Origin of the sequence: Glutamicibacter sp. 2E12 (assembly GCF_050030965.1) — a bacterium.
Classification (GTDB): domain Bacteria; phylum Actinomycetota; class Actinomycetes; order Actinomycetales; family Micrococcaceae; genus Glutamicibacter.
Genome location: NZ_CP188297.1, coordinates 574,621 through 601,346, shown reverse-complemented (window position 1 = coordinate 601,346; position 26,726 = coordinate 574,621). Strand labels below are relative to the sequence as shown.

Sequence of the window (26,726 nt, the reverse complement as noted above, 5' to 3'; positions counted from 1 at the left end):
GTCCCGGCCGTTGGCGGGATTGTAGGAGCCTGAGCGCATGTCTGAATTCTTCCAGTGGCTGGCTGGCGTTCCGCCGCTAGTCCAAGTGCCGATCGTCCTGGTTGCCTTCGCGGTCTTGATCGCAGCGATCCTCGCCTTTGTCGAGATAGCGACCAAGGGCGGACGGGTTTTCGCCGTCGTGCGCTTTGCCGCCGCGGTCTTGGTCCCGGTGGCGATCCTGCTGGTCCTGGGCCTGTACAACTCCGTGATGTGGGTGGCCGCGCTGGCCGCGGTGCTCGGCGCGGTGCTGTTTTTCCTGGACCGGCGCTCGCGATCCGGCGCCGGCTCGCTGCTGCAGCTCTCCGGTTTCCTGGCTCCGGCCATGCTGCTGCTCGCTATGGGCTTGATCTACCCCACGGTCCGCACCGCGCTCAGCGCCTTCATGGCCAACGACGGATCCGGCTTCGTCGGGCTGGGGAATTTTCGCTGGGTGTTCACCAGCCCCGATGGCCTGACCGCCCTGCTCAATACCCTGGTGTGGGTTCTGGTGGCGCCCGTGGTCTCCACTATTATCGGATTGGCCTACGCGGTATTCATCGACAAGAGCCGTGGCGAGAAGTTCTTCAAGCTGCTGGTGTTCATGCCCATGGCGATTTCCTTCGTTGGCGCATCGATCATCTTCAAGTTCTTCTACGACATCCGCCAGGGCGAGCAAATAGGCGTGCTCAACGCGATCATCACGGCATTCGGGGCCACCCCGGTCGACTGGCTCGGGCTCGAACCGTGGAACACGTTGTTCCTGGTGGTGATCCTGATCTGGACACAGGCGGGATTCGCCATGGTCATCCTGTCCGCGGCCATCAAGGGCGTGCCCGCAGAGCAAATCGAAGCAGCCTCCCTGGACGGGGCCAGCCTATGGCAGCGTTTCGCCAATGTAACTCTGCCGGGGATCCGCTCCACGGTCATCGTCGTATTGACCACCATTTCCATTGCCTCGCTCAAGGTCTTCGACATCGTCTCTTCGATGACCGGCGGACGCTCGGATACAACGGTGCTGGCATTCGAAATGGTGCGCCAGTTCCAGCTCGGGGCACGCACCGGCTACAGCTCGGCCCTGGCCGTCATCCTGTTCATCCTGGTACTGCCGATCATCATCTACAACGTCCGCCAGCATAAGAAGCAAAGGGGAATCCGATGAGCACCGTCAGCGAGTCCTCTCGACGCCTCTTGGCAGCTACCGAGAAAACCAGCGGGAAACTGCGCAAAGCCACCACCTCCCGCGCAGCCACCATTGCGGCGTTCATCATTGCCGCGGTGTGGACCATCCCCACCTTCGGCCTGTTTGTCTCCTCCTTCAGGCAGGCTGATGACATCAAGACCTCGGGCTGGTGGACGGCCCTGTCCAACCCTTCATTCACGCTCGATAACTATGCGCAGGCCTTTGCCTCCGGGGACAGCCTTCCGCTGTCCAAGGCGTTCCTGAATTCGCTGGTCATCACCATTCCGGCGGCGATTGTGCCGATCCTTGTCGCCAGCTTGGCTGCCTATGCCTTCGCGTGGATCAACTTCAAGGGGCGCAATACGCTCTTCGTTCTCGTTTTCGCACTGCAGATCGTTCCGATCCAGATGGCGCTAGTTCCGCTGCTCCAGCTGTTCTCGGACGGAGTGAAGATCGGCGGGCTGTATATCCTGCCGGGCTTGGGAGTCAACGGTTTGGATGGCGCCTACGCCAAGGTCTGGATTGCCCACACGATCTTCGCCTTGCCGTTGGCGATCTTCATGCTGCACAACTTCATTTCGGAGATCCCCGATGAGGTCATCGAGGCTGCTCGTGTTGACGGAGCCGGGCACGGGAAGATCTTCTCGAGAATCGTCCTGCCCCTGTCGATGCCGGCTATTGCGTCCTTCGGAATCTTCCAGTTCCTCTGGGTGTGGAATGACCTCTTGGTGGCGACGGTCTTCACCTCGGGTGGAGGCTTGCCGATCACGAAAGCGCTCCAGGACCTCTCTGGTACCTACGGGCAATCCTGGGAGCTGCTCACCGCAGGCGCTTTCATCTCGATGATCATTCCGCTGGCGGTCTTCTTCGCCCTGCAACGGTTCTTCGTGCGGGGATTGCTGGCAGGTGCCACCAAGGGGTAACCCTGGCCTGCAGTGGGAACAAAAGGGTGCCAGTCTGAAATCCCAGACGGGCACCCTGTTGTTCTGCCCCACAGGCAACAAGCCATGGGTAGGCTCTTGGCTAAAGGATTGGAAATACCACGAAGGCGGAGCGCTCATGGCAACCTTGTTGCTTACCAACATTGGACAGCTGACTACGGTTGACGCGAAGGGCCGCGTGCTGGAAGACGCGGCGGTGCTGATCGAGGACGGACTGGTTGCATGGATCGGCAACATGGCGCATGCACCTGCTGCGGGACACGAGATCGATTTGGGCGGCCGTGCGGTGCTGCCCGGTTGGGTTGATTCCCACAGCCACCTGATTTTCGGCGGCGACCGCGCCGAGGAGTTCGTAGCCCGCATGGCAGGCCAGTCCTATGCCGCTGGAGGCATCGCGGTCACCACCTCGGCTACCGGGCAGCTCTCGGACAAGGAGCTGGCCGACCTCGTGGCTGATCGCCGCCGCGAAGCTCTGGCGATGGGCACCACCTGGATGGAAACCAAGACCGGCTACGGACTGGCACTGGAGGAAGAAATCCGGCATTCGGTGCTGGGCAAGCCGCTGGTCGATTCCCTGACTTTCCTTGGCGCTCACCTGGTACCGGCAGGATGGGACGCCGATGACTACACCGATTTGGTCACCGGACCGATGCTGGATGCCGTGGCGGCCAACGTCGACTTCGTGGATGTCTTCTGCGAACGCGGCGCATTCACCGAAGAACAGTCGCGCCGGGTCCTGGACGCCGCAAGGAACAAGGGACTGGCAACCAAGGTCCACGGAAACCAGCTGGGTCCAGGGCCGGGCGTGAAGCTGGCCGTTGAGTTCGGCAGCCACTCGGTAGACCACGTGAATTACCTGGACGATCAGGACCTCCAGGCGCTCGCCGGAAGCTGGGCTGGCTGGGACACGGGAACAAGAACAGGGACTGCGGGCACCGTCGCCACCTGCTTGCCCGCCTGCGACCTGTCGACACGGCAACCGCTGGCACCGGGCCGTGCACTGCTAGATGCAGGCGTGCGAATCGCACTGGCAAGCAACTGCAATCCGGGTACCAGCTACACGAGCAACATGAACTTCTGCGTGGCTACTGCTGTGCTCCAAATGGACCTGACCCTGGCTGAAGCCATCGAGGCGGCAACCTACGGAGGGGCGCTCGCACTGGGGGTTGCCGACCAAGTGGGATCCATTGAGATCGGCAAGCGCGCGGATCTGCATGTTCTTGACGCTCCAGTTGCTGCGCATCTGGCGTACCGTCCCGGGATGAACCTGACCCACAGCGTGTATCGGGCCGGCAAAGCGATCTAGAGCGTTGCAGGAACTCATCGACAACCCGGATGGATTACGCGCGCCCAGGGAAGGGGATAGGGATGGCAGGGATCCGGCCGCAAGGATTCCTCGGCCCCGAGCCGTGCTGCGGATTGAAGCAGTCCAAGCCGTAAGCAAAACTAGGACGCTGCATTCTGTCCGCCCGGTAGATAGAAACGATGAGAAGCCTTCAATGCCTGCTCCTGCTGGCCGCGCAGGTCCGGTACTCCCGATTCCCGACGATTGTTGGCGGCTTCTGGTGAGATCGAGGCAAGCCTCCGTGCCTTCCTGGACCGGTAGCTTCCTAGCGCTGGGGAATTAGCGTCTCGTGCCCGGAGCCATGGGCAATTCTCCCCGCTTGGCTCAGCACAGTTCTGCATGGGGATGCCCACTGTCCCAATGACATCGGAGAATAAAAGAGGCTTGCCGGCGGCTCGTGGAAACCGATGAAACGGCAGCTTCCCTTGCGAAGTCAGTTGGCTGCGAAACACCGGTCGCAAACAGGCAGCGATTCCAGGCCTTGAAAAGCTTGCCGACTGTTGAATACCTGGCGGCGTTTCGCAAATAGCCACGAGGCTAGGAGGGCAGAATGAATATTCCATCTGGGCTCTGGAATCCTGAACGCTGACCGGTGCGTGCGTACACGCTCACCGACCATTGGGAGCCAGAACGGTAGGGAGCCAAATGCCAGTCGGCGAATCGCTGCACGAGCTGCAGCGAGGTTCCTTCGCGGAGTTCGTCCTGGTCTTCCGGTCCGCCGTTGGCATGGCGGGTGGTTCCGACAACGAGTACGCCCGTGACGCTGAGCACCTGATCGGCTAAGTTGAAAACGCCTCGCAGTTCATCGCGAGAAATGAAAGCAGGCACATTACCGGTCAACAATATGGCGTCGTACGTCCTTGGCAGGTCATGCTCGCCCAATGAGCCCACGACCAGCTGGTTCGCCGATAGCTGCCGGAACCAGCTCCCGTCGAATAGCTCTGCAGCTACATCCAGCACTTGGGGTGTGGGATCTATGCCGTAGCCACGGTGTCCCAAGCGGCGCAAGGCGTTGACGGTGTTGCCTACCCCGCAACCGATATCGAGAATTCGTGAATTGCGGCGGCAGAGCATGTCGGTGAAACGGGCGACTACTTCCAAATCAGTGCCGTCAAGGGTCTGAGCACGCATCTTCGCTGCGTATGAATCGTAGTCGGGGCCCATGTCCACAGTTTTGCATAGGAACGAGAAGTGAGCGACTTGTTTGCGCTAGTAGGCAGAAAATATAGCTCCGGATTAGGCATTCATGATAAACAAGACCTATGGCTAATACTGCTTTCAAGGGAACCCCTGTACAGACTATTGGTGATCTGCCGGCCGTTGGCTCGCAGGCTCCAGCTTTCACTCTCACCGACACCGGCCTTGCAGATGTCACCAGCGAATCGCTGGCTGGCCGTCGCGTTGTCCTGAACATCTTCCCGTCGGTTGATACCGGCGTTTGCGCTGCCAGCGTGCGTCGCTTCAACGAATTGGCTGCGGGTCTGGAGAACACGACCGTGGTGTGCGTTTCTGCTGACTTGCCATTCGCTCTGGGACGCTTCTGCGGTGCCGAAGACATCGAGAACGTTACCGCTGCTTCGGTCTTCCGTTCCGACTTCGGTTCGGACTATGGCGTGACCCAGATTGACGGTCCACTAGCTGGTTTGCTGGCCCGTTCGGTTGTAGTCCTGGATGAAGACGGCAAGGTTGTTTACAACCAGATCGTCCCGGAGATCACCACCGAGCCGGACTACGAGGCAGCCATCTCAGCACTGAACTAGATATTCTTTGTATCGGAGACGATACGCCGAAATGCCCACCTGAGCATCGTGCTCGGGTGGGCATTTTGCTTTTTCAACGCGTTTGAACAAAATAATGTTTCGCTAGATCCTGATAGACGAAGACATCGGGAGGGATCATCACCAAGTGCTAAGTCGCGTTTGAGGCAATTGATACCGTAAGTTCGTGTCCTTGCAACTCTCTTGCGACGAAAGTGAACGAACTTGAGTAGCCGTTTAGAGAAATCTCTTCGCGGGCGTTTGCGCCGTCATGGGTGCAGGGAACGCTGACTTCTCCTTTGTCAGGTTTCTCATCGCTTTGCCATGCGATGCTGGACGACATGTCTTCGCCCGAGCATTCGAGCACTACCGTATATTTGCCGCCGCGGAGCGGAATAGCAAGGGAGATATTCTGGTCTTTCCTATCAATTTCTGTGCTGATGGCAGCCAGCTCATGGTCTTGCAGCGGCATCATCGAATCTGTACCTGGTGGAGGAGGACTGCTGGAATCGCTGAGGGAGCAACCTGTGAACGCCATTGAAGTTCCTACGAGGGCAATGAGAGCGAATGCGTTTTTCAGGGTCATATTTTTCCTCGCTTAGGAAGCTACAGTTCGATATCGGATTCTGGTTGGTGAGAATGCTGTCGCGATGGGATGAATGGTTAGCGAGGAGCTCACTTCCGTACCGTCTGCGCGGCGGTGAGGATGCGCGGACCAATCTTGCGCATGAGCTTGCCCATCTTCGGGTTGTCGGTGCGCGAGAGCGTATCCGATAGCCGTTCAAGACTCATCAGGCCCAACCAGATTTTGGCCCGGTATGCTTCCTCTGCGCTGGGAGCAATCAAATCCGCCATTTCCAATCCATGCCACAGGCTCAGGTAAGCGGTGTTCAAAGCCGGGTCCCACGCAGCGGCCAGGTCCCAATCCAAGAGGCCAACCAGTTTCTCGCCGATCCAGTGCATGTTGTGGCCGGCCAAGTCGCCATGGACTAAGCCCGCAGGAACCTGCGCCAGGATATCGAGCTGGGCCCAGAGCTCGGTAGCAGGCCCTCGCAGTTCCTCGGGCAGCGCATCGAAGCATTGCTGCTGCCTGGCCTGGGTCCATTCGCCACGGAATGAAAACGGTTTGGCCAGATGCTCGCTGATCGGCTCCAGCGGCAGCTCGGCCAAATCCTTGACCAGCTGTCCCAGCACCTTCGGATCCCCGTAATGCGGTTCATGGGCGCTGCCGGGGATGAAAGACATGGCCACGGAGCTGAGTCCGTCGACGTGCAGGATCTCGGAGACCGCCACCGGAATCTGGTAGTTGAGCTGGCCCTCCAGCAAAGACAGCAGCTTGACGGAACGGGGCATCTGCTCCGTGGCCGCTGGCGTGCGCGCCATGCGAATCACCGCTTGCGGATTGCCAATGACCACCTTGTGGAATTGTCCGCCTTCGTTCACGGCCGCATCTTCCCAGGAAAGATCGGGGCAGAGCTGACGGGCAATCTGCAGTTCTCCAATGGTGGCAGGACGGCTCACTCGCACTCTTCTCGTTCAGCTTGCTGGTGGTCTCAACCTCAGGCTATCGCAGGTTTGCCACGTGGCTGCTCAGTACGCGCACAGCCAGATCAGCCTATGATCGGAAACGTGAACGCTGAACAATCTAAGCAGACAGCAACCCGCAAGACCCTCAAATTCGAGATCGTCTTGGTTCTTGCCCTGTCTTTGGGACAAAGCGCGGTCTACTCGCTGCTGAGCTTTGCCGACAAGGTCACCCGGGCGCCGCTGCGCGAGCAGACTACATCGCTGAACAACCCGCTGAGCACCCGCGAGTTCTTTGATTTCTCCTACCAGCTGCTGGACATCTTCTTTGCCTTGGTTCCCGTCGTGCTCGCGCTCTACCTGATGAAGCGCACGACCGGACGAACTATCCGGGACATCGGTTTCGATATGCGCAAGCCGGGCAAGGACGCACTGCTCGGGGCGGGGATGTTCTTGGCCATGGGAGTAGGAACGCTGGGCGTCTATGCCGCTGGGCGGGCACTGGGCGTCACCACGGCACTGTCAGCAGCGAATCTTGGCGATTATTGGTGGAGCGTCCCAGTGCTTCTGCTGTCGGCTGCACGTCATGCAGTCCTCGAAGAAGTGCTGATGCTCGGATTCCTGTTCACCTACGCCAAGAAATTGAAGCTGGGCCTGTGGAGCACGATTATTGGTTCTGCGATGATCCGAGGCAGCTACCACCTGTACCAGGGGGTGGGGCCGATGATCGGCAATATGCTCATGGGCGTCGTCTTCGGCTGGGTATACCAGAAGTACGGGCGGGTGATGCCGCTGGTTATCGCGCACTTCCTGCTTGATGCCATCGGCTTCGTGGGATACGCCTTGGTCGGGCCGGCCATCGGAATCGGCCAGTAGCGCCGGTAAGCTGAGCCAATGCAGATTACCGTGCTGCGCGAAGAGGACCTTCGCCAAGCAGTTGAATTGTGGGAAGCAACTGGGCTGACTCGTCCGTGGAATGATGCGCTCGCCGACGCCCGACGGGCTTTGGCCGAGCCTACTTCCACGGTGCTGTCCATCGTTGAGAACGATCAACTCATGGCTACTGCGATGGTTGGCCATGATGGCCACCGAGGTTGGCTCTACTATGTTGCGGTGGATCCGTGCCGGCAGGGCAACGGCCTGGGAAGGGCGCTGGTGGATGCCGCTGTCCTGTGGCTGCGGGATCTCGGCGTGCCCAAGGTGCAGCTCATGGTCCGCGAGGAGAACTCTGCCGTCATCGATTTCTATGAACGGCTGGGCTTCGAAGACCAGCACGTCGCGGTCCTGGGGAAGCGGCTGGACCGGCCTTAACGAAAAGAAAGTAGGTGGGGACGCCATTGTCCCCGCCTACTTGCGATCTCTGCGGAACTGTTTACAGCACCACGGTTCCGGACTCGGTCTCAAAGGTAACCGACATGATGCCCGGAGTGCCATTCGGCGCTTCATATTGCATGGTGACAGCGCCCAAATTGACGTTCTGCGGCTGGCCCAGCCAATCCAGCACCCGTTCACGCGAGCCGGCGATGGCGATCTGGCTGATGGCGCCGGCAGGTTCCAGCGCCTTGGACGGATGCAGCTCCTCGGATCCTTCATCCCAGGAAATCAGGTACGGGCACTGCGGATCGGCGATCAGGCCCTTGATGCCAATCTGCTGCCAGGTCAGTTCGCGGCCATCAGGGAACTTCCGGTTGCCCGGCACCGACTTGCGGCCCAAGCGGTCTTCGGCACTGGATAGATCTTCCACCGAGACGCACCAGCCCATCCAGCCGCCGCCGAGCTCCGAACGGGCGCGAACCGCCTGTCCGAAGGGTGCCTTGTCGCTGGCCGGGTGGTTCAGGACTTCAACCACCTCCAGGTACTGGCCATGCTTGAGCGGGAAGATGACATTGCGTGTTCCGAATCGTGGATGCACGCCGCCCTTGACGAATTCCAGTCCAAGGGACTCGGAGATTCTTTCAGCGGTTGGCAACAGCCCGTCCGGGCCGCATGCATAACTTACGTGATCTAGCCTCATCATGTGCCCATCATGGCAACATGTGATGCGAGTCTCTACTTAGGCACACCTAAGTGCCGTGATGCTATCGAATACTCTGCGATGAACCTGCAATATTCGCGAAATATGACCGATTGAGTCCAATGACGAGCCCTTGCGTTGCAAAGATCTTCGGTTTTCGGGCAAACTGGTACCAGGTCATGAGTCCCAGTAACAAGCCCCGGCTTACTGGGCGGCAACCCTCCAACCGCGGTGGGGTGCCCCGGGTGAAGACCTGGCCCTTGAACGCACAAGGCATCAAGGACAAGCGCGGGTTACCCCTGGAAGTCGTCACGATATGGTGCTTCCTGTCGGTGTCTTTTCAGTGGCGTACCCCCATAGTCATGAAACGCTATTTGGAGGAAACCATGAGCAATAACTGGTCATTTGAAACCCGTCAGATCCACTCCGGCCAGACCCCGGATCCGACGACCGGAGCACGGGCTCTCCCGATTTTCCAAACCACCTCTTTCGTCTTCCCCAGCGCCCAGAGCGCTGCTGCACGTTTCGCGCTGCAGGAACTGGAGCCGATCTACACCCGTATCGGCAACCCGACCACCGACGCGGTGGAAACCCGCATCGCTGACCTGGAGGGCGGCGTTGGAGCACTGCTGCTCTCCTCGGGACAGGCTGCCACCACTTTCGCTATCTTGAATTTGGCCGAAGCCGGCGACCACCTGGTGGCCAGCCCCAGCCTGTATGGCGGAACCCAGAACCTGCTCAAGCACACGCTCAAGCGCCTGGGCATCGAGGTCACCTTCGTTTCGGACCCGGACAACCTGGATGATTGGCGTGCCGCGGTGCGTCCGAACACCAAGGCCTTCTTCGGGGAAACCATCTCCAATCCGCGACAGGACGTCCTGGACATCGAGGGCATCTCGGCGATCGCCCACGAAGCTGGCGTGCCGCTGCTGGTGGACAACACCCTGGCCACCCCGTACCTGATCCGCCCGATCGAGTGGGGTGCGGATATCGTGATCCATTCGGCCACCAAGTTCCTTGGCGGCCACGGCAATGCCATTGCCGGTGTCATCGTGGACTCGGGCAACTTCGACTTCGCCAAGGACGCCGACCGCTTCCCGGGCTTCAACACCCCGGACGAGTCCTACAACGGCCTGGTCTTCGCCCGCGACCTGGGTGTCAACGGCATCCTGGGCGCCAATCTGGCCTACATCCTCAAGGCCCGCGTGCAGTTGCTGCGCGATTTGGGTTCTTCGGTTGCGCCGTTCAACGCGTTCTTGATCGCGCAGGGCCTGGAAACCTTGTCGCTACGCATTGAGCGCCACGGCCAGAATGCCGTAGAAGTTGCCAATTGGCTCGAAGCCCGCGAGGAAGTGCAGAAGGTCGCTTACGCAGGCCTGAAGTCCTCGCCTTGGCATGAGCGTGCGCAGAAGTACAGCGATCAGGGCGCCGGCTCGATCATCGCGTTCGAACTGGAGGGCGGTTCGGAAGCCGGCCAGGCCTTCGTGGACGCACTGGTATTGCACTCCAATGTCGCGAACATCGGCGACGTGCGCTCCTTGGTCATCCACCCGGCCTCCACCACCCATGCCCAGCTCTCCGAAGCGGAGCAGGTTGCGGCCGGCGTGAGCCCGGGACTGGTGCGGCTGAGCGTCGGACTGGAGAATATCAAGGATATTCTGGCCGATCTGGAACTGGGCTTCCAAGCTGTTGCAGCCCTCGAGAACAAGGAACTGCAGGAAACCCTCTAGGCATGGCATCCATTGTGACTACTGAAGATACTCTGCGCGCCGAAGAGCTCGCCGGCGGACAAGACGGCATTTTGCGCCGTAAGTCCGTGGGGGAGCACCACTTCGAATTCGGTGGATTCCTTCCGGACGTGGTGCTGGCCTATGAAACGTGGGGGACGCTAGCAGCTGATGGCTCCAACGCGGTGCTGGTGATGCATGCGCTCACCGGTGACGCCCACGTTGCGCAAGGCGATTCGCAAAGCGCCGGCTGGTGGGAAGAGCTCGTAGGCCCCGGCGCCACGGTTGACACCAATGAGTACTTTGTCGTGTCCATCAACATGGTGGGTGGTTGCAATGGTTCCACCGGCCCCTCGTCCTTGGGCGACCAGGGCCTGCCCTACGGTTCGAGCTTTCCCTTCGTCACCATCAAGGACTCGGTGCGCCTTGAAGCGCGGCTGGCCAAGCAACTGGGAATCGATTCCTGGCATGCGGTCATTGGCGGTTCGATGGGCGGTGCGCGCGCGTTGGAATACGCCGTCGAGTTCCCCGACCAGGTCAAGAACCTCGTAGTGATGGCCTCGAGCGCGCAGGCGACTGCCGAGCAAATTGCCTTTGCACAGGTGCAAACCCAATCCATCCGGTTGGATCCGCACTTCTGCAATGGCGACTACTACGGCAACGATGCGCGCCCGGACGCCGGTCTTGGCTTGGCTCGCCGCCTGGCCCACATCACCTATCGTTCCGAGGCCGAGCTTGAAACCCGTTTCTCGCGCAACCCGCAGGATGGCGAGAAGCCAACGGGTCTGCTCGAGGGGCCTCGCGGGCGGTACCAGGTGGAAAGCTATCTTGACCATCAGGCCAGCAAGTTGGTGAATCGTTTCGATGCCAACAGCTACCTGGTGCTCACCGAGGCGCTGATGAGCCATGATGTGGCTCGCGGCCATGAATCCCTGGAAGCCGCCTTGGCGCGACTGGCGAAGGTCAACGTGGTGGTTGCCGCGGTAACCACTGACCGGTTGTACTTTCCTGAGCAGTCAGTGAAGCTGGCTTCGTCGCTGGCCAAGCCAAAACCGGTGCACTACATTGATTCGCCGATTGGCCACGATGGATTCCTGACCGATGCCACGCAGCTCGATGGCGTGCTTCGGACCTTGGTGTTCGGAGACTGAACCCCGGAAGGGGCTCGGGAAGATTTCAAAGCCTGAAGCAGTTCCGCCAGTAGTCGGTGGAACTGCTTCAGGCTTTTCATGCCTACTTGGCGCTGTCGCCGGCGCCGAGCGAGTCGTTTGGCTTGGTCTGCGCAAACGGCGTGGCCGAGGGCCGTTTCGGGGTGATGCCGTCGCCGGAGGACTGGTGGCGCAGGCGGCGCAATACCCAGGGAGCAAGATGCTCGCGCGCCCACTGCAGATCCTCCTTGCGGGCTTCCCTCCAGCTGCGTTCATCCACGGCCGGAACGATTTCGGTGTCCAGCGGATGCGCGACGTTCAGCGAGTCCAGTGCCATGGCGGCAATGCGCTGGTGCCCGGCGGGGGAGAAGTGCAGGCGATCCGGTGCCCACATCTGGGATTGGTGCAACTCCTGCAAGGCCCACATGTCCGCCACGATGGCGTCGTGGCGGGCGGCTACGGTGCGCACGTTTTCGTTGTAGATCGCCACCTTGCCTCGGATGCTTCCCAAAACCGGGGTATCGCGAATATCGGGCCCGGTGAAGAGCAAGAGCGTGGCGCCCGTATCGGTGAGCTTGGCTACCGCATTGTCGAGGATATCTGCAATCTTGTCTGGATCCCCGCCCGGGCGCAGGACGTCGTTGCCGCCTGCGCAGAGCGAGATCAGATCGGGCTTCAGGTCAATGCAGGGATCGAGCTGTTCGGCAACGATCTGGCCGATCAGCCGGCCTCGAATGGCGAGATTGGCATACGAGAAGTCCGGGACGGTGCGGCTGAGCTCATGGGCCAAGCGGTCGGCCCAGCCAAGGTGGCGGCCGGTGCTCGACGGGTCGGGGTCGCCGATGCCCTCGGTGAACGAGTCCCCAATGGCGACATAGCGGCGCCACGGATGCAGTGGGGCATTGGCGGATGTTGATGGTTCAGAAGCAGAATCGTTTGGCACGAATCTATTGTTACCAATGGGTAACTTATAGTCAATCATTCCCGAGGATGATTCCATGAGCCGCCGTGCTAGTCGCTCAAAGCGTCCCGGCGCGCCTGCAAGTACTCGTCGCGGGTAATGATTCCTCGCGAGTGCAGGGAATCGAGTTCGGCAAGCTTGTCCTCAAGGGATTTTTCCGGCGTCAGCATAGCTGAATTAGCGGCTCTTGCCATCAGTTCGGTTTCCAGGGTCAGCGGATCAAAACCGGCGCTCTTGGCTTTGCGGTAATTGCGCACCGCTACGAAGATGATCAATCCGATAACGGCGATAAAGAGCATGGCGAACAGGGGAATGCCGACTGAAAATACGGTGTCCACGTTATCGAATAGGGACGAAGCGCTTCCCGGGTCCGGTTCGATGTACCCGAAACTATCGAGATCCTCTTGCAGCTGCCCCGGAATATTTTCGCTGTATTCAATTTCGTCCATGGCGCCTATTCCTAACTCTGTCGCTGTCGCCGTCCCGTCCGGCGAGAGCGGCGTTCCGGAGGACCGAGAGGCGGTTGGTCCAGTTGAACACGAAAAGCTTGGAAAGCTAAGCAATTTTTACAAGATTTATAATCTTGTAACATGTCAACTTGATTTCCAGGCCTTGGAAGACCAAGGTTCCAGGAGAGTGCCGGCCAACGCCTTCAGCAGATTCGACGGCGATTATGGGGAAGTTCTGCTGCACCCGGGCGCTGCCATCGCCGGTGGACGGGGACTTGATGGAATCGGGCCGCGGAAGCGCTGAGCTAGCTGTAGTTCCCCGCGAGGTCCTGTTCGATAGTCTTGGGGAACTATGACTATCCCGGACCAGGCTCCAGTGGCCATCATCTCCCGTAACGACGAATCCCGCCTTGGAACTCCGCTGCTGGTGTTCCTGCACGGCTATGGCTCGAATGAACAAGACCTCATGGGGCTCTCGCAGCATCTGCCCGAAGAGTTCACTTACCTCTCGGTGCGCGCACCGCTCCAAGCAGGCCCGGGGTACAGCTGGTTCCCGCTGACCCAGGAAATCGATTACTCCATCGAGTCGGTGGCACGCAGCGTCGAAGCGCTATGGGCATTGCTGGAACCGCTGGTAAAGCAGCACTCCTCGATCACCCTGCTCGGTTTCTCCCAGGGCATGGCCATGGCGACTTCATTGGCACGCTACCAGCCCGATTCCATTGAAGCCGTCGTCGGGCTCTCGGGCTTCGCCGTGGATCCCGGGCCCTTGGATATATTCGACGACGCGAAGCTGGCAGAAAAGCCGCTGCCGCTGTTCTGGGGCCGCGACCTGGCTGACCCGGTGATCACCCGGGACAAGATCGAATACACCCTGGGGTGGGTTCCGGGGCACACCGAATTGGCCAGTGAAACCTACCGGCAGATTGGCCACTCGGTGTGCATGGAAGAACTGCAGGATGTGGCCGAGTTCCTCAACAGGGTCGTCCTGGGGAAAAGCTGACTACTGCTGCGCGGTGACCTTCACGCATTCACCATTCACGCACACCACGTCGCCGGGGCGGATCTGCGCCCCGCGACGGGTGTCCACCTCTCCGTTGACGGTGACGATTCCGTCGGAAATCATTTCCTTGGCGTGGATGCCATCCTCGGCCAGGGAGGCAAGCTTGAGCAACTGGCCCAAGCGGATGGACTCGTCGCGGATTTCTAGGTCAAAAGCTTCGTTGGCACTCATGGCTTCCATTCTTCCCTAAATAAGCGCGCTGCATCGTTAGAATCGGCCAAAGGCGTGGAAGTTCACGTCGGCGTTACCTGATTCGGCTTCGTCTGCAGGCCGCGGAAACGATACCCTTGGAAGGTATGTATTTTTCTACGGACCGCAACCAGCGGCCTCGTAATTCCCATTGGAGTTGATATGGCGCCACAGTCCAAGCTAGACCAGGTTATTTCCCTCGCAAAGCGTCGAGGATTCGTTTTCCAGGCTGGTGAAATCTACGGTGGTTCCCGTTCGGCATGGGATTACGGTCCCCTGGGCACCGAACTGAAGGAAAACATCAAGCGCGAGTGGTGGCAGAACTTCGTTCGCGGCCGCGAGGACATGGTTGGCCTGGACTCGTCGATCATCTTGCCCAAGGCTGTCTGGGAAGCATCGGGCCACGTGGCCACCTTCACCGACCCGCTGGTCGAATGCATCCAGTGCCACAAGCGCCACCGCCAGGACCACCTGATCGAGGCTTTCGAGGCCAAGAAGGGCCGTGCGGCCAAGGACGGGATGAGCGAGATCGCCTGCCCTGACTGCGGCACCAAGGGCCAGTTCACCGAGCCGCAGATGTTCTCCGGCCTGATGAAGACCTTCCTGGGCCCAGTGGATACCGAAGCCGGCCTGGCTTATATGCGTCCGGAGACCGCCCAGGGCATCTTCGTGAACTTCGCCAACGTGCTCACCGCCTCGCGCAAGAAGCCGCCATTCGGCATCGGCCAGATCGGCAAGGCTTTCCGCAACGAAATCACCCCGGGCAACTTCATCTTCCGCACCCGCGAGTTCGAGCAGATGGAAATCGAGTTCTTCACCGCTCCAGAAGATGCCCCCGCCTTCTTCGACCAGTGGGTCAAGGATTGCTGGGCATGGTTCCTGGATCTGGGCATCAAGGAAGAGAACCTGCGCCAGTTCGACGTGCCAGAAGACGAGCGCGCGCACTACTCGGCCGGCACCATCGACTTCGAGTACCGCTTCGGCTTCCAGGGCTCGGAGTGGGGCGAGCTCATGGGCGTTGCCAACCGCACCGACTACGACCTGTCCAGCCATGCGAAGGCTTCGGGCTCCGAGCTGTCCTACTTCAACCAGGCCACCGGTGAGCGCTACACCCCCTACGTGATCGAGCCTTCCTTCGGCTTGACCCGTTCCATGATGGCCTTCCTGGTCGATGCCTACACCGAGGACGAAGCACCGAACACCAAGGGCGGCGTGGACAAGCGCACCGTGCTCAAGCTCGATCCGCGCCTGGCTCCGGTCAAGGCCGCGGTGCTGCCGCTGAGCCGCAATGAGAACCTTTCCCCGAAGGCCAAGGACCTGGCTGCCGAGCTGCGCAAGCGCTGGAACATCGACTTCGATGACGCCGGTGCCATTGGCCGCCGCTACCGCCGCCAGGATGAGATCGGCACCCCGTTCTGCATCACCGTGGACTTCGACACCCTCGAGGACCAGGCCGTGACCATCCGCGAACGCGACACCATGTCCCAGGAACGTGTTTCCCTGGACCAGGTCACCGCTTACCTTTCCGAGCGCCTGAACGGAGCCTAGAGCCCGATGAACGAACTGGAATTCCGCCTGTGGCGCTCCGGGGACGACCTCCAGCTGCTGCAGATCTTCGGCGACCCGCGTTCCCCGCAGGCCCACCAGGACCGCACCATGCTGCGCGAAAACAGCGATGCACCGTTCTCCCGCACGCTGGTAGCCACCGTTGACCAGGTGGCTATCGGCGCCGGGGTGGTGTTCGCTTCCTCGCTGCATCCGCAGCGCCTGTGGCTCTATGTCGAGGTAGCCGCCGAGCAGCGCCGGTCCGGCGTGGGCACCGCCCTGGTGGAACAGCTGCGCAAGCAGATCTCGGCCGGCCAGGCGCAGGAGCTCAAGGCCCGCTACACGGTGACCGCGGGCGATCCTGCTGCCGCGGCGGCTGGCTTCTGCCAGTCGCTGGGCCTGGGAGAAATCCAGGTCTCGCGCGATGTCATCCTGGAGCCGGGGGCTCTGGCTGAACCGGTTTTCGACACCAATGACCGGGTGATCGAGGACCTGTCCACCGGCAGTGTCGAGCTGACCCAGCTGGTGATGGATTTCTACAACGCGGTGCACACCGGTTGGGATCCAGCCAAGATGACCGTGGGTTCGGCGCAGCGCATGCTGCTCGACGAGCACACCGGCGCGCAGGGCGCCCTGGTGCTGCGCGACAAGCCGAAGCGCGAGGGCGGTGTTCCGCTGGCTTTCGCGGTCAGCTACGTGCCCGCCCGCGAGAACGCCCCAACCGACGTGCTGGTAGGCCACAACCCGGCCTTCAGCGATGACGAAGTGGCAGAAGCGGTGCGCGACATGGTCGCCATGCTGATCCACCAGTACCCGGTGAAGCTGGAAGTCGACTCGTCGATGTTCGTCCTCTCCTCGCTGATTGATGCGTTGGCAGTGGTTGACCAGGCCACCGTCATATCCACGACGCATATCCTCGCCAGCGACGCGGCGAAGTAATGCCAGCAAGAACGGGACCCGCCTGGCGGGTCCCGTTTTTGCCATTCTGCACCAGCCTCCACTTCTTGAAAGAACTCCGTTGACCACCAGCACCACCATGACCGCGCAGGTCCGCTCCGGCGGAAAGATCCTGTTCATCCTGCTTGCCATCGCTTCGGGCCTGCTGCTGTGCGTGCAGTCGCGCATCAACGGGGCGCTGGGCGCGAAGCTGGGGGACGCCATCGCGGCATCAACCATCAGCTTCGGTGTCGGCTTGGCGGCATTGGTACTGCTGGCCATCTTTGTTCCCGCGGTGCGCGGCTCGGTGGCACAAGTGCCGCGCGCCTTGGCCCAGGGCTGTTTCCCGCGCTGGTACCTGGTGGCCGGCGCGGTAGGTGCCCTGATTGTCTTCAGCCAGGCCGCAGCGGTGCCGCTCATTGGGGTGGCGCTGTTCACCGTTTGCCTGGTGACCGGCCAGGCAATCGGTTCCATGTTCATGGACCGGGTGGGCTTTGGCGGGGCCGCGCCGCGCAAGATCAATGCCTTGCGCATCCTCGGCGTGGTGCTGACCATTATCGGCGTGGTTTGGGCGGTCAGCCCGCGCGGAGCCGACGCGGACCTTTCCTCCTTGCTCCTGCCAATGGCGCTTTCGGCAGCCGTCGGCATGCTCATGGGCTTCCAGGCAGCTGCCAACGGCGCGCAAGCGGCGGCTTATGGCGGCGCCACGGCGGCGACCCTGGTGAACTTTGCCGTCGGGTTCGTGGTCCTGGCGATGGTGATGCTGGTGCGGTTGCCTGCCGGCATCGGCCTGGACCCGCTGCCAGGCACCTGGTGGTACTACATCGGCGGACTGCTCGGTTGCCTGTTCGTCGGCATCACCGCCCTGGTGGTCAAGCGGCTCGGAGTGCTGGTCACCAGCCTCGCGGCCGTTGGCGGCCAGCTGGTGGGCTCGCTGCTCCTGGACGTTTTCTTCCCGGCCCCCGGTTCGTCCGTCACCGCCGCAACTGTCATGGGTACCTTGCTGACACTGCTCGCCGTTGGCCTGGCCTCGATCTCAGGAGCGCGGAACGCGAAGCGCGCCAGCCCCCGGATCCCGGTGGCATCACGCAATTAGCGTGGCGCGCTATCGCTGTTTACCTTCCGTTTTCCTCCACGACTTATGCTGGAATCCATGGAATCACAGCGCATGGCACAGGGCTCGGCCAGGGAAGTCTTCAAGGTCTTCCTGAAGCTCGGCTTGACCTCTTTTGGCGGTCCCATCGCCCACTTGGGATACTTCCGCACCGAACTGGTTGATCGCCGCCGCTGGCTCGATGACCAGCAGTACGCCCAACTGGTCGCATTGAGCCAGTTCCTGCCGGGCCCGGCATCCAGCCAGGTCGGTTTCGGCTTGGGCTTGCACCGGGCCGGAATGCGCGGTGCCCTGGCGGCATTCCTGGCGTTCACCCTGCCCTCTGCGGTGGTGATGGCGGTCTTCGCCTTCGGCGCTTCGCTGTTCAGCGGTCCCATCGGTACCGGGCTGCTGGCCGGCCTGAAAATCGTTGCGGTCGCCATCATCGCCCACGCGGTACTGGGCATGGCAAGGAACCTGGCTCCGGATCGTGCCCGTGCCGCCATTGCGGTTGTCGCCGCCGGATCGGCGCTGCTTTTGGCCGGAAGCTTCGGGCAGGTCCTGGCCATTGCCTTCGGCGCATTGGCAGGATATTTCTGGTGCCGCGGCAAGGATGCCGGAGCAGCGGCGGCTATGCAGTTTCCGGTATCAAGGACCGTGGGCATCAGCTGCCTGTCGCTGTTCGCCATCCTGCTTTTCGGGTTGCCGGTGGCAGCCCTTGCAACGGGCTGGGATCTGCTGGGCTTCATCGATGCGTTCTACCGCTCCGGCGCCCTGGTCTTTGGCGGCGGGCACGTGGTCCTGCCGCTGCTCCAAAGCGCAGTCGTGGATCCCGGGCTGATCAGTTCCCAAGAATTCCTCGCCGGCTACGGCGCGGCCCAGGCCATGCCCGGACCGCTCTTCACCTTCGCCGCGTACCTTGGCGTCCTCGTCGACTCGGGTCCCGGCGGCGCTGCCGGAGCGCTCATCGCCTTGCTTGCCATTTTCCTTCCGGGCTTCCTGCTGCTGCTCGGCGTGCTGCCGTTCTGGAACCGGGTGAGCCACTGGCCTGCCGCCAGGGCCATCATGCATGGCGCCAACGCGGCAGTGGTCGGGGTGCTCGCCGCCGCACTGTACAACCCGGTCTTCACCTCGGCGATTACTTCTGCTCCCGCTTTCGTCCTGGCCTTGCTCTGCTTTGTTTTGCTGACCGCCTGGAAGATGGCCCCATGGATTGTCGTGGCCATCGGTGCGCTCGGGGGAGTGCTGCTGGGCGTGCTGGCTTAGGCAGGCTCGGTGAGCTGCTGGGGCCGGCACCCCGGTGCGCCTCGTGGCGCCCGGGTACCGGACCTCGGCGCAATGCCCCTAGTTCAGGCTCTTGGCTGTGTTGAGCACTGCGATCAGCTCGTCGAACCATTGCGCATAGCTGCTGTAGGTGAACGGACGCTTATCATCCCATTCGACCACCTGGCTGGCCTCTACCGCTGGCAAAGACTCGAAGACGGGATGGTCCTTGACCTGCTGCGCGGTGCCCGAATAGCTCAGCACCACATCGGCAGGGTAATCGGCAACCTTCTCCCAGCTCATTGAAGCCCAGCCGCTGTCCTCGGTCTGGCCGACAATATCGAATCCGAGTTCGTCCAGCAGGGCCAGCTGGCCCAGTGATTTTTGGCCGACGTACAGGTCGTCATACCCATTGAGCGCGATGATCCGCAACGGCTGGTCCTTGGCCAAGGCACGCAACTGTTCAAGTTTGGCTTGGTAGTCGGCCTTGGCGGCGGACTGCGACGCAATATCCCCACCCAATGACTTGGCCAATGATTCATAGTCCTCGATGACCTCCAGAACAGGCCGGTTGCCAAATTTGATGCCCAGGAATGGAGCCGTGGCAGTGGCCTCTGCCTGGACCTTGTCATCCCACCAGGTCCAGCCCGTGCCTTCGGCATTGCCGAAGCCCACGATCAGATCCGGGTCGAGGCCAAGCAACTTCTCCAGGCTGAACTCTCCGTCCTGGCCGATGATGGTCATCTCTGCTGGATCCGCACTGCCAAGGGCCAGGCTGCCCGACTCGTCCAAACCGTATCCGAAGACGCCCGAGGGGCGGATGCCGTAGTCCCAGAGTGCCGCAGCCGAATAGGAATCGGTGACCAGCGTTTGCGGTGCGGCATCCATGGAGATGGTTTTTCCATAGCCGGAATCGGTGAAGCTCCACGCTGCGCTGGCTTCGCCGCTTGAAGGGGAAGCGGCCTGGGTGCTCGGGCTGCAGGCGGCCAGGGCCAGGGCTGCGGCCAGCGAAGCTGCGCCGAAAAAGACGCGTCGGGTCATTGGTTGCATGTTCTTTTCCGTCTTAGATGGCCTCGTGGCCCAGCGGGATCACGAGTGGTGTGTGCGAGACGGGATCCTGGATGATGGTGCAGGGCAAGGCGAAAACCTCGCGGATCAGTTCCTCGGTGACAATCTGCGAGGGAGGTCCTGCGGCGACGATCTCACCGGATTTCATCGCGATCAGGTGCGTGGCGTAGCGGCACGCTTGGTTCAAGTCATGGAGCACCGCAACCACCGTATTGCCCTGTTGCTCGTTGAGCCTGCGGCACAGTTCCATGATTTCGATCTGGTGGGAGATGTCCAAGAAGGTGGTCGGTTCATCGAGCAGCAGCAAAGGAGTCTGCTGGGCCAGTACCATAGCGATCCAGACGCGTTGGCGTTGCCCGCCGGATAGTTCGTCGACCAGCCGCTGGGAGAGCCCGGTGGTGCCTGTGGCGTGCATGGCGCTGAGCACTGCTTGCTCGTCCGCGGCAGACCATTGGGAGAACAAGCCTTGGTGCGGGCTGCGGCCGCGGGCGATCAGATCCGCAACGGTGATGCCATCCGGGGCGATGGAGGACTGCGGCAGCAGCCCCAGCCGCTGGGCCACCTGCTTGGCTGGCAGGGACAGGATCGGTTTGCCATCCAGGATGACCTGGCCGGAGGAAGGCTTCAGCACCCTGGACAGGGCGCGCAGCAAGGTCGATTTGCCGCAGGCGTTGGGTCCAATGACGACCGTAAACGAGCCCGGGGGGATGGATAGCGAGAGGTTTTCGGAGATGGCCGATGGCCCGTAGCCCAAGGTGAGCCGGTCGGCGGATAGCTGCGGATGGGTCATGCTCATTGGCGTCGTGCCTCACGAAGTAGTAGCCAGATCAGGTAGACCCCGCCGATGCTGACGGTGACTACGCCAACCGGCAGGGAAGTGTTCTCCAAAACGCGCTGGGCCAGCACATCGCTGGCCAGCAGCAGCACGGCGCCGAGCAATGCCGAGTAAGCCAACGACACGCCTGCGCTGCCCATGATCCGGCGCGCGATTTGCGGAGCAGCTAGCGAGATGAAGGCGATGGGGCCTGCCGCCGCGGTGGCCAGGGCAGTCAACGCCACCCCGATCACCAGCAAGGACAGCTTGCTGGATTCGGTGTTGATGCCCAGCGCCACAGCAGCGTCATCGCCCAATTCCAGCAGGCGCATCCTGCGCGTGCAGGCCATGGCGCCCAGCGCGAGAGGCAACGCGACCGCTGCGGCCGGTATGGCCTGGTCCCAGCCGATGGCATTCAGCGAGCCGGCACCCCAGATGGCCGCGGACATGGCGTCCTCCAGCTCGCTGCGCAAGATCAGCCAGGTGTTGGCCGAAGCGAGGATCGCGCTGACCGCGATCCCGACGATGATCAGCCGGAATCCCTCAGAACCGTTCTTAAAGGACAAGGCATACACCACGGCCGCGGTGGCCAAGCCACCAGCCAATGCACCGAGTGCCACCTGGAAATACCCGCCGCCGAAGACCAGCATGACGGCCAGCGCACCGGTATAGGCACCGGTATTGAATCCGATAATGTCTGGAGAACCCAGGGGATTGCGGGTCATGGATTGGAAAATCGCCCCGCTGGCGCCTAGCGCTGCGCCCAATAGCAGTGCCATCAGAACGCGGGGCAGCCGCCATTGCAGCACCACCCGCTGGCTGCTGGCCTCCCCGGCTCCAGCCAGGGTATTGAGCACTTCGCCCAAGCCCAGCGTGTAGTCGCCAGTGGCCAACGCGTAGAGGCCCAGGGCGGCCGCCAACACCGAGAGCAGTGCGGCGAGAAGCAGCTGACGTGGTTGCACGCGCAACCAGATGCGTCCAATGCGCAGTACCCGGTGGCCCGGGCCGAAATCCACAGCACTCATAGTCCGCTAGCCTGCTTGCGCCGAACCAGCCAAATCAGCACCGGAGCGCCAAGCAAGGCCGTGACGACCCCCACCTGCATTTCGCCGGGCGGGACAACGATGCGGCCGAGCACATCGGAAACGAGCAACAGCACCGGGCCGAGGATCATCGAGAAACACAGGATCCATCGCTGATCCGGTCCGACGATCCAACGGCTGATATGCGGGATCATCAAGCCCACGAAGCCGATCGGGCCGGCGGCGGCGGTCGCTGCGCCGCAGAGCAGGGTGACCGCCACAATCACCACTGCGCGGGTCAGGCCGATATTGGTACCCAGCGCGAGGCTGGCCTCATCGCCCAAGGCCAATGTGTTCAGCGAGCGGGTGCACAGCACCGCCAAGACCAGCCCCAGGATAACGAAAGGGGCGATGACGCCCACCATGGGCAGGGTGCGGTTGTTCAAGGTTCCCGCGCCCCAATAGCGCATGCGGTCAAAAGCCTCGGGGTTGAGCAGGGTCATCCCGTTGGAAATTCCTCCCAGCACGGCGCCCAGTGCGACGCCGGACAAGGTCAGCCTGGCCGGTGTCGCTCCACCGCGGCCACGCGATCCAATGAGGTATACCGCGAGGGTGGCCAGCACGGCTCCGGCGAAGGCGAACCAGATGTACTGGGAAATGTGGGTGATGCCGAGGAACGCCACAGCGAGCACGACGGCGAATCCGGCGCCCGCATTGACCCCGAGGATACCGGGATCTGCCAGCGGATTGCGGGTCAGTGCCTGAATCAATGCGCCGCCAACAGCCAGGGACATTCCTGCCAGGAGCCCAATCGCGGTGCGCGGCAGGCGCAGCTCGTTGATGATCACCAGTGTTTCGGGTGTGCCAATTCCCCATAGCGCCTGCCCGGCAGCCAGCGGCGCAATCGCCTTTGCTCCAATGCCCAAAGACGCGAAGAGGGCGACTGCGAGCAAGCCGAGGCAGAGGGCCAAGGCCGCTGACTTCCAAGCATTGCTGGCGGCCAATCCTGCTGATCCATGGGCGGCTTTGGCTTGATCGGACTTGTTGGCGGGCTGATGCGGCGCAAGGAGGGTCATGCGACTTTCCGTAATTAGGGAACACTCACTGAATCGCGAGCACGAAAAGTCACACTACCATGATGTTTTTAGTTTAGGGCAAAATAAGTCCCAATAGACGCACCTATTTACGAATTGGTGCTGAATGCGTTCCGACTAGGCGAGATTGATAAAACGCACCGACCCGTCAGCTTCGGCAAGAACCATGAAGGAATCATGATGAGTTGCCAGGTATTCCTCGATGCGCGCCAGCACCGACACCTCGGCCCGGTCGTCCAATGCAGGGCCGGACGAAGCCATCCACGTCACCGCTAGCTCCGGGCGCGCTTTGAGCTGAGCCGCCATCGGCTCGGAAGCCGCCGGGCCAACGATTACCACTGCTCGACGTGTTATCGCCCCCTGAGAGGCAATGGATTCTCCGGAAGAACCGGCTCTGGAATCCTTATCCGAACGCCACAGCGCAAAGTGGTAGCCGGCCACGGCAGCGGTCGCAACCAGCCAGCCCAGCGGGCCGCGAACGGTGTCCAGGAGGGAATCAAGACGAGAATCGGGTTCCAGGTAGAACTCGAAAATCCGGTACCCGAAGACCAGCAGGGAAACCAGCGCGACGACGGAACTGGCTCCGAAGAACAGGACCAAATAGGCGCTGCGCGAGTCTGCCGGGAAGGGCTTCCAGGGCTTGAAGTACCAAAGCCATGCGGCGGCTCCGAAGGCGAGCAAGCCGAGACCATGGCCCAGCAAACCCGCGGAGTAGCCCACCGAGACGCTGGACCCGAGTGCTGCGAAGAGCGCATTGACCACCATGCCCAGCCCGGTAGCCAGCACGGCCAGGCTGACACCGCTCAGCGCCAGGTGCGCTGCGCCAACCACGGCGGCAGGGTGCAGCCCGGAACGCAGCTGGGACTGGTGGTAAATCCAGAGAACCGCGGCCGCCACAATGATGGCCAGCAGGCTTGGACCGCCGTCGAGGAACAGCTCGGTGCGTTCCTGCGCCGTCCATGCCTGCGGCCACACCCAGGAAACCAGCTCGGCGATCGCCAGCAGGAACGCCAACGCCGGTGCGGCCAGGCCCAATACAACCAGCAGGACGCTGTTCAGGAGATTGGACATCTTCTGAACTCTGCGCAGTTTCCAATGCCAGAACCACAGGGCCGAGGAACCTGCCAGCCAGACCAGCGCCATCAGCAGATTCGGCATGCCGGTGGGGCCCACCAGGGTGTTTTCCGGCACGACCAGGATTTCCAACGCGACCGTCAGCGTGGCAATCAGCGAAAGCGCGAAGAGCACCATGCTGAAGTAATTTCCCGCGGTGGCCGCCAGCTGGGCGAATTGCCGCGGTGCCGTACGCGATGAAGTGATTTGGCGGTGCTGCCAGGCGCACACCGTGCCCCAGCCCAAGGCCACCGCCAGCGTCGACTGCCATGCACCGTCGCGGGCTGCGGAAACAAGTCCCGCCAGGAACGCCAGCGCGGCGCAGCTGCTGGCAGCCAGGGTGGCAAGGTACGCGGCCGAGGCCTGCAAGGACCAGATGGCTGAGTCGAAGGCCGACGGCCGGGCCAAGCGCTTGCGGATGGAACGCCACAACAGCCAGGCCAAGGGGATTCCAACCAGGGTGAAGGTGAAGGCCATCGCCAGCTGCTCGGTGCTGACCAGCAAGGAATCGAAACCATGGAAGAGCGCGGTAAAGAGCGTAGACAAGCCCGTAGCCGAGACCATCAACAGCACGAACAGCAAGCCGTGGAGGATCACCGGACGCAGCACGCTGCTGCTTTGCACGTGGAACGCCGGGGCGGTTGCGGCCATCAGTAACCCATCTCCTCGGCGGTGCACAGGCCGACCTGCCACGGCATGCGGTCAATCAGCCAGGCTCCATCGATCTTGCGCAGCTCGAACGCCTCTTCATATGAGGACAGATTCCCCAAGGGCAGGAATTGGGCGTCGCGGGTATTGAACCTGGTGCGCACGGTAGCGCTGGACTCCCCGACGGTGCTGCGCAGCAGCTGCACATCAAGCGGCTGCGGGGCGTAGGGTTCGGGAGAGCACAGCGTCCTGGATTGGCCTTCAACGGTGTAGCCCTGCATGGCCGGCAAATCCTCGGCCTCGAAAGCCATCAGATATCTTTGCACGACCCCTTCCGGAGTGTTCTCCCCGTGGACCTCTGGTGCCGAACGCAGCGAAACCACGAGCAATGCGGCTATAACCAAAGCCACAATGGCGGCGGCAAGGGCCAGCAGAACCACCCGCGCCGCCGAAAATTTACTTGTCATTGCATCATTTTGGTCCACATCAGGACAATAATCCAGCGCCTCGGCATCAAGATTTGATGAAGATCTCAGTTACTGTTTTGCGTTCGTGCGGGATAATGGATGGGTGACGACCCTGACTGATGCGCCAACCAACACCCCGACCCTCAAGCTGCCTCCATTGCAGCTGGGCAAGCTGACCATTGATACCCCGGTGGTTCTTGCTCCGATGGCTGGGGTGACCAACCGCGCCTTCCGCCGCCTCTGCCGCGAATATGGCGGCGGGCTGTACGTGACCGAAATGGTGACCGCCCGGGCACTGGTGGAACGCAACCCCGAATCCTTGCGCATCATCTCCCACGATCCCGACGAGGAGATCCGCTCCATCCAGATCTACGGCGTGGACCCCGGCACCGTGCGCGCTGCCGTGCGCATGGTGGTTGACGAAAACCTGGCGGACCACGTTGACCTGAACTTCGGCTGCCCAGTTCCAAAGGTCACCCGCAAGGGCGGCGGCTCGGCCCTGCCCTGGAAGTCGGATCTCTACACCTCCATCATCGAAGCCGCGACCTCAGAGGCCGCCAAGGGCGATATCCCGCTGACCGTGAAGATGCGCATCGGCATCGACAAGGACCACCTGACCTACCTGGAATCAGCGAAAATTGCCCGGGACCACGGTGCGGCCGCAGTCACCTTGCACGCGCGCACCGCCGGCCAGTACTACGCAGGGCACTCCGACTGGGACGCGATCACGACCTTGCGCGAAGCCATGGATGACATGCCGGTGCTGGGCAACGGCGATATCTTCAGTGCCGAGGATGCCATTGAAATGGTTGAGCAGACCGGTGCCGCCGGCGTCATGGTAGGCCGTGGCTGCCAGGGCCGGCCATGGATTTTCGGCGACCTGCAGGCGGCCTTCGAGGGCCGTGAAGACCGTTTCCGCCCGGGCGTGCGCAAGGTCGCCGACACCGTATACCGCCATGGCGAACTGCTGGCCGAATTCTTCGAGGACGAGGGCAAGGGCATGCGCGATATCCGCAAGCACATTGCCTGGTACTTCAAGGGCTACCCGGTAGGCGGCGAAATCCGCTCGCAGCTGGCCCAGGTGCCATCCCTGGCAGTGCTGCGCGAACTGCTGGACCAGCTGGATCTGGACCTGCCGTACCCGGGGGTTGCCGCAGAAGGCACCCGCGGACGTGCGGGCCACCCGAAGAAGACGCACGTCCCCGACGGCTGGCTGGATAACCGCGTGATGAGCGATGCCCACCGCGAAATGATCAAGGCCGCCGAGCTGGATATCTCCGGCGGCTAGCCACCCCGGGATAGCCACGGCTACGCCACTAGTGGATAACTCCTCAATGCCGGCAAAGA

General features: G+C 61.7%; 27 protein-coding genes and 1 riboswitch. Of the genes, 14 read left to right on the top strand and 13 right to left on the bottom strand.

Annotated elements, in window-relative coordinates:
- Positions 1-37 precede the first annotated feature (37 nt).
- The 3 genes from ACP3TE_RS02785 to hutI all read left to right on the top strand — a co-directional run bounded on the left by ACP3TE_RS02785 (position 38) and on the right by hutI (position 3,445).
- Complete coding sequence (locus ACP3TE_RS02785) at positions 38-1,177, top strand: carbohydrate ABC transporter permease (protein ID WP_426735173.1); 1,140 nt, start codon at positions 38-40, stop codon at positions 1,175-1,177.
- Entirely contained in the window at positions 1,174-2,121 is a 948-nt protein-coding gene (locus ACP3TE_RS02780; RefSeq protein ID WP_426735171.1) for a carbohydrate ABC transporter permease, read from the top strand. Before ACP3TE_RS02785 ends, ACP3TE_RS02780 begins: the two co-directional genes overlap by 4 nt.
- A 136-nt stretch (positions 2,122-2,257) precedes the next feature.
- Positions 2,258-3,445, top strand: a complete 1,188-nt coding sequence (gene hutI, locus ACP3TE_RS02775) for an imidazolonepropionase (protein ID WP_133833010.1) — start codon at positions 2,258-2,260, stop codon at positions 3,443-3,445.
- Positions 3,446-4,021: 576 nt separating this feature from the next.
- Here the strand turns inward: hutI and ACP3TE_RS02770 are convergent.
- On the bottom strand, positions 4,022-4,648 hold the full coding sequence (locus ACP3TE_RS02770; protein WP_426735169.1) for a class I SAM-dependent methyltransferase: 627 nt from the start codon (positions 4,646-4,648) through the stop codon (positions 4,022-4,024).
- A gap of 98 nt (positions 4,649-4,746) precedes the next feature.
- Between ACP3TE_RS02770 and tpx the strand changes: the two genes are divergently transcribed.
- Positions 4,747-5,244 (top strand): thiol peroxidase, encoded by a 498-nt coding sequence (tpx, locus tag ACP3TE_RS02765; protein WP_332731326.1) that lies wholly within the window; start codon positions 4,747-4,749, stop codon positions 5,242-5,244.
- Between the two features lie 148 nt (positions 5,245-5,392).
- On the opposite strand, the gene ACP3TE_RS02760 is transcribed toward tpx, so the two are convergent.
- Positions 5,393-5,827 carry a hypothetical protein gene (locus ACP3TE_RS02760; RefSeq protein ID WP_426735167.1) on the bottom strand — a complete coding sequence of 145 codons (435 nt, stop codon included), beginning with the start codon at positions 5,825-5,827 and terminating at the stop codon, positions 5,393-5,395.
- 89 nt (positions 5,828-5,916) lie between these two features.
- Positions 5,917-6,762: a phosphotransferase family protein gene (locus ACP3TE_RS02755; protein WP_426735165.1), complete on the bottom strand. Its 846-nt coding sequence runs from the start codon at positions 6,760-6,762 to the stop codon at positions 5,917-5,919.
- Between the two features lie 96 nt (positions 6,763-6,858).
- On the opposite strand from ACP3TE_RS02755, the gene ACP3TE_RS02750 reads away from it, so the two are divergent.
- On the top strand, positions 6,859-7,641 hold the full coding sequence (locus tag ACP3TE_RS02750) for a CPBP family intramembrane glutamic endopeptidase (protein ID WP_332489388.1): 783 nt from the start codon (positions 6,859-6,861) through the stop codon (positions 7,639-7,641).
- Positions 7,642-7,659: 18 nt separating this feature from the next.
- On the top strand, positions 7,660-8,076 hold the full coding sequence (locus ACP3TE_RS02745; RefSeq protein WP_332489387.1) for a GNAT family acetyltransferase: 417 nt from the start codon (positions 7,660-7,662) through the stop codon (positions 8,074-8,076).
- A 61-nt stretch (positions 8,077-8,137) separates the two neighbouring features.
- On the opposite strand, the gene ACP3TE_RS02740 is transcribed toward ACP3TE_RS02745, so the two are convergent.
- On the bottom strand, positions 8,138-8,782 hold the full coding sequence (locus tag ACP3TE_RS02740) for a VOC family protein (RefSeq protein ID WP_332498748.1): 645 nt from the start codon (positions 8,780-8,782) through the stop codon (positions 8,138-8,140).
- Positions 8,783-8,954: 172 nt separating this feature from the next.
- Positions 8,955-9,074: riboswitch (SAM riboswitch) on the top strand.
- A gap of 91 nt (positions 9,075-9,165) precedes the next feature.
- Between ACP3TE_RS02740 and ACP3TE_RS02735 the strand changes: the two genes are divergently transcribed.
- Positions 9,166-10,509: a bifunctional o-acetylhomoserine/o-acetylserine sulfhydrylase gene (locus ACP3TE_RS02735; RefSeq protein WP_332731328.1), complete on the top strand. Its 1,344-nt coding sequence runs from the start codon at positions 9,166-9,168 to the stop codon at positions 10,507-10,509.
- Between the two features lie 2 nt (positions 10,510-10,511).
- Positions 10,512-11,657 (top strand): homoserine O-acetyltransferase MetX, encoded by a 1,146-nt coding sequence (metX, locus tag ACP3TE_RS02730; protein ID WP_332489386.1) that lies wholly within the window; start codon positions 10,512-10,514, stop codon positions 11,655-11,657.
- An 82-nt stretch (positions 11,658-11,739) separates the two neighbouring features.
- Here metX and ACP3TE_RS02725 read toward each other — a convergent pair whose 3' ends face one another.
- Together ACP3TE_RS02725 and ACP3TE_RS02720 are read right to left on the bottom strand one after the other, a co-directional pair.
- Positions 11,740-12,636, bottom strand: coding sequence for an SGNH/GDSL hydrolase family protein (locus ACP3TE_RS02725; protein WP_400290280.1), 897 nt, complete (start codon positions 12,634-12,636; stop codon positions 11,740-11,742).
- Between the two features lie 29 nt (positions 12,637-12,665).
- Entirely contained in the window at positions 12,666-13,064 is a 399-nt protein-coding gene (locus tag ACP3TE_RS02720; protein ID WP_426735163.1) for an SHOCT domain-containing protein, read from the bottom strand.
- A 352-nt stretch (positions 13,065-13,416) separates the two neighbouring features.
- On the opposite strand from ACP3TE_RS02720, the gene ACP3TE_RS02715 reads away from it, so the two are divergent.
- Complete coding sequence (locus tag ACP3TE_RS02715; protein ID WP_105657201.1) at positions 13,417-14,067, top strand: alpha/beta hydrolase; 651 nt, start codon at positions 13,417-13,419, stop codon at positions 14,065-14,067.
- Here ACP3TE_RS02715 and ACP3TE_RS02710 read toward each other — a convergent pair whose 3' ends face one another.
- Positions 14,068-14,298: an RNA-binding S4 domain-containing protein gene (locus ACP3TE_RS02710; RefSeq protein WP_181148825.1), complete on the bottom strand. Its 231-nt coding sequence runs from the start codon at positions 14,296-14,298 to the stop codon at positions 14,068-14,070. It abuts the gene before it with no gap.
- 180 nt (positions 14,299-14,478) lie between these two features.
- Between ACP3TE_RS02710 and ACP3TE_RS02705 the strand changes: the two genes are divergently transcribed.
- The 4 genes from ACP3TE_RS02705 (at position 14,479) to chrA (ending at position 19,156) form a co-directional block, all read left to right on the top strand.
- Positions 14,479-15,864 carry a glycine--tRNA ligase gene (locus tag ACP3TE_RS02705; RefSeq protein WP_105657203.1) on the top strand — a complete coding sequence of 462 codons (1,386 nt, stop codon included), beginning with the start codon at positions 14,479-14,481 and terminating at the stop codon, positions 15,862-15,864.
- A gap of 6 nt (positions 15,865-15,870) precedes the next feature.
- Entirely contained in the window at positions 15,871-16,800 is a 930-nt protein-coding gene (locus ACP3TE_RS02700; RefSeq protein ID WP_426735161.1) for a GNAT family N-acetyltransferase, read from the top strand.
- A 79-nt stretch (positions 16,801-16,879) separates the two neighbouring features.
- Positions 16,880-17,893, top strand: coding sequence for a DMT family transporter (locus ACP3TE_RS02695; RefSeq protein WP_400290288.1), 1,014 nt, complete (start codon positions 16,880-16,882; stop codon positions 17,891-17,893).
- Positions 17,894-17,950: 57 nt separating this feature from the next.
- Positions 17,951-19,156 carry a chromate efflux transporter gene (chrA, locus tag ACP3TE_RS02690; RefSeq protein ID WP_105661782.1) on the top strand — a complete coding sequence of 402 codons (1,206 nt, stop codon included), beginning with the start codon at positions 17,951-17,953 and terminating at the stop codon, positions 19,154-19,156.
- Positions 19,157-19,234: 78 nt separating this feature from the next.
- Here chrA and ACP3TE_RS02685 read toward each other — a convergent pair whose 3' ends face one another.
- From ACP3TE_RS02685 to ACP3TE_RS02660, 6 genes are all read right to left on the bottom strand, one after another.
- Positions 19,235-20,194 carry an ABC transporter substrate-binding protein gene (locus ACP3TE_RS02685; RefSeq protein WP_426735158.1) on the bottom strand — a complete coding sequence of 320 codons (960 nt, stop codon included), beginning with the start codon at positions 20,192-20,194 and terminating at the stop codon, positions 19,235-19,237.
- A 22-nt stretch (positions 20,195-20,216) separates the two neighbouring features.
- Entirely contained in the window at positions 20,217-21,017 is an 801-nt protein-coding gene (locus ACP3TE_RS02680) for an ABC transporter ATP-binding protein (RefSeq protein ID WP_426735156.1), read from the bottom strand.
- A complete protein-coding gene (locus ACP3TE_RS02675; RefSeq protein ID WP_102598151.1) occupies positions 21,014-22,060 on the bottom strand; it encodes a FecCD family ABC transporter permease in 1,047 nt (348 codons plus the stop codon). Before ACP3TE_RS02675 ends, ACP3TE_RS02680 begins: the two co-directional genes overlap by 4 nt.
- A complete protein-coding gene (locus ACP3TE_RS02670) occupies positions 22,057-23,133 on the bottom strand; it encodes a FecCD family ABC transporter permease (RefSeq protein ID WP_105657208.1) in 1,077 nt (358 codons plus the stop codon). Before ACP3TE_RS02670 ends, ACP3TE_RS02675 begins: the two co-directional genes overlap by 4 nt.
- 135 nt (positions 23,134-23,268) lie before the next feature.
- Positions 23,269-24,915, bottom strand: coding sequence for a DUF5671 domain-containing protein (locus tag ACP3TE_RS02665; RefSeq protein ID WP_332486680.1), 1,647 nt, complete (start codon positions 24,913-24,915; stop codon positions 23,269-23,271).
- Positions 24,915-25,379 carry a hypothetical protein gene (locus ACP3TE_RS02660; protein ID WP_134780863.1) on the bottom strand — a complete coding sequence of 155 codons (465 nt, stop codon included), beginning with the start codon at positions 25,377-25,379 and terminating at the stop codon, positions 24,915-24,917. The genes ACP3TE_RS02665 and ACP3TE_RS02660 overlap by 1 nt, the downstream gene beginning before the upstream one ends.
- Before the next feature lie 103 nt (positions 25,380-25,482).
- Between ACP3TE_RS02660 and dusB the strand changes: the two genes are divergently transcribed.
- On the top strand, positions 25,483-26,667 hold the full coding sequence (dusB, locus tag ACP3TE_RS02655; protein ID WP_105657211.1) for a tRNA dihydrouridine synthase DusB: 1,185 nt from the start codon (positions 25,483-25,485) through the stop codon (positions 26,665-26,667).
- The last annotated feature ends 59 nt before the right edge of the window (positions 26,668-26,726 follow it).

Bases quoted from the DNA above. Each gene is read 5' to 3' on its own strand.
- ACP3TE_RS02785 (WP_426735173.1), top strand. From the start codon at position 38: ATGTCTGAATTCTTCCAGTGGCTGGCTGGCGTTCCGCCGCTAGTCCAA.
- ACP3TE_RS02780 (WP_426735171.1), top strand. From the start codon at position 1,174: ATGAGCACCGTCAGCGAGTCCTCTCGACGCCTCTTGGCAGCTACCGAG.
- hutI (WP_133833010.1), top strand. From the start codon at position 2,258: ATGGCAACCTTGTTGCTTACCAACATTGGACAGCTGACTACGGTTGAC.
- ACP3TE_RS02770 (WP_426735169.1), bottom strand. From the start codon at position 4,648: ATGGGCCCCGACTACGATTCATACGCAGCGAAGATGCGTGCTCAGACC.
- tpx (WP_332731326.1), top strand. From the start codon at position 4,747: ATGGCTAATACTGCTTTCAAGGGAACCCCTGTACAGACTATTGGTGAT.
- ACP3TE_RS02760 (WP_426735167.1), bottom strand. From the start codon at position 5,827: ATGACCCTGAAAAACGCATTCGCTCTCATTGCCCTCGTAGGAACTTCA.
- ACP3TE_RS02750 (WP_332489388.1), top strand. From the start codon at position 6,859: ATGATCGGAAACGTGAACGCTGAACAATCTAAGCAGACAGCAACCCGC.
- ACP3TE_RS02745 (WP_332489387.1), top strand. From the start codon at position 7,660: ATGCAGATTACCGTGCTGCGCGAAGAGGACCTTCGCCAAGCAGTTGAA.
- ACP3TE_RS02740 (WP_332498748.1), bottom strand. From the start codon at position 8,782: ATGATGAGGCTAGATCACGTAAGTTATGCATGCGGCCCGGACGGGCTG.
- ACP3TE_RS02735 (WP_332731328.1), top strand. From the start codon at position 9,166: ATGAGCAATAACTGGTCATTTGAAACCCGTCAGATCCACTCCGGCCAG.
- metX (WP_332489386.1), top strand. From the start codon at position 10,512: ATGGCATCCATTGTGACTACTGAAGATACTCTGCGCGCCGAAGAGCTC.
- ACP3TE_RS02725 (WP_400290280.1), bottom strand. From the start codon at position 12,636: ATGATTGACTATAAGTTACCCATTGGTAACAATAGATTCGTGCCAAAC.
- ACP3TE_RS02720 (WP_426735163.1), bottom strand. From the start codon at position 13,064: ATGGACGAAATTGAATACAGCGAAAATATTCCGGGGCAGCTGCAAGAG.
- ACP3TE_RS02715 (WP_105657201.1), top strand. From the start codon at position 13,417: ATGACTATCCCGGACCAGGCTCCAGTGGCCATCATCTCCCGTAACGAC.
- ACP3TE_RS02710 (WP_181148825.1), bottom strand. From the start codon at position 14,298: ATGAGTGCCAACGAAGCTTTTGACCTAGAAATCCGCGACGAGTCCATC.
- ACP3TE_RS02705 (WP_105657203.1), top strand. From the start codon at position 14,479: ATGGCGCCACAGTCCAAGCTAGACCAGGTTATTTCCCTCGCAAAGCGT.
- ACP3TE_RS02700 (WP_426735161.1), top strand. From the start codon at position 15,871: ATGAACGAACTGGAATTCCGCCTGTGGCGCTCCGGGGACGACCTCCAG.
- chrA (WP_105661782.1), top strand. From the start codon at position 17,951: ATGGAATCACAGCGCATGGCACAGGGCTCGGCCAGGGAAGTCTTCAAG.
- ACP3TE_RS02685 (WP_426735158.1), bottom strand. From the start codon at position 20,194: ATGACCCGACGCGTCTTTTTCGGCGCAGCTTCGCTGGCCGCAGCCCTG.
- ACP3TE_RS02680 (WP_426735156.1), bottom strand. From the start codon at position 21,017: ATGAGCATGACCCATCCGCAGCTATCCGCCGACCGGCTCACCTTGGGC.
- ACP3TE_RS02675 (WP_102598151.1), bottom strand. From the start codon at position 22,060: ATGAGTGCTGTGGATTTCGGCCCGGGCCACCGGGTACTGCGCATTGGA.
- ACP3TE_RS02670 (WP_105657208.1), bottom strand. From the start codon at position 23,133: ATGACCCTCCTTGCGCCGCATCAGCCCGCCAACAAGTCCGATCAAGCC.
- ACP3TE_RS02665 (WP_332486680.1), bottom strand. From the start codon at position 24,915: ATGGCCGCAACCGCCCCGGCGTTCCACGTGCAAAGCAGCAGCGTGCTG.
- ACP3TE_RS02660 (WP_134780863.1), bottom strand. From the start codon at position 25,379: ATGACAAGTAAATTTTCGGCGGCGCGGGTGGTTCTGCTGGCCCTTGCC.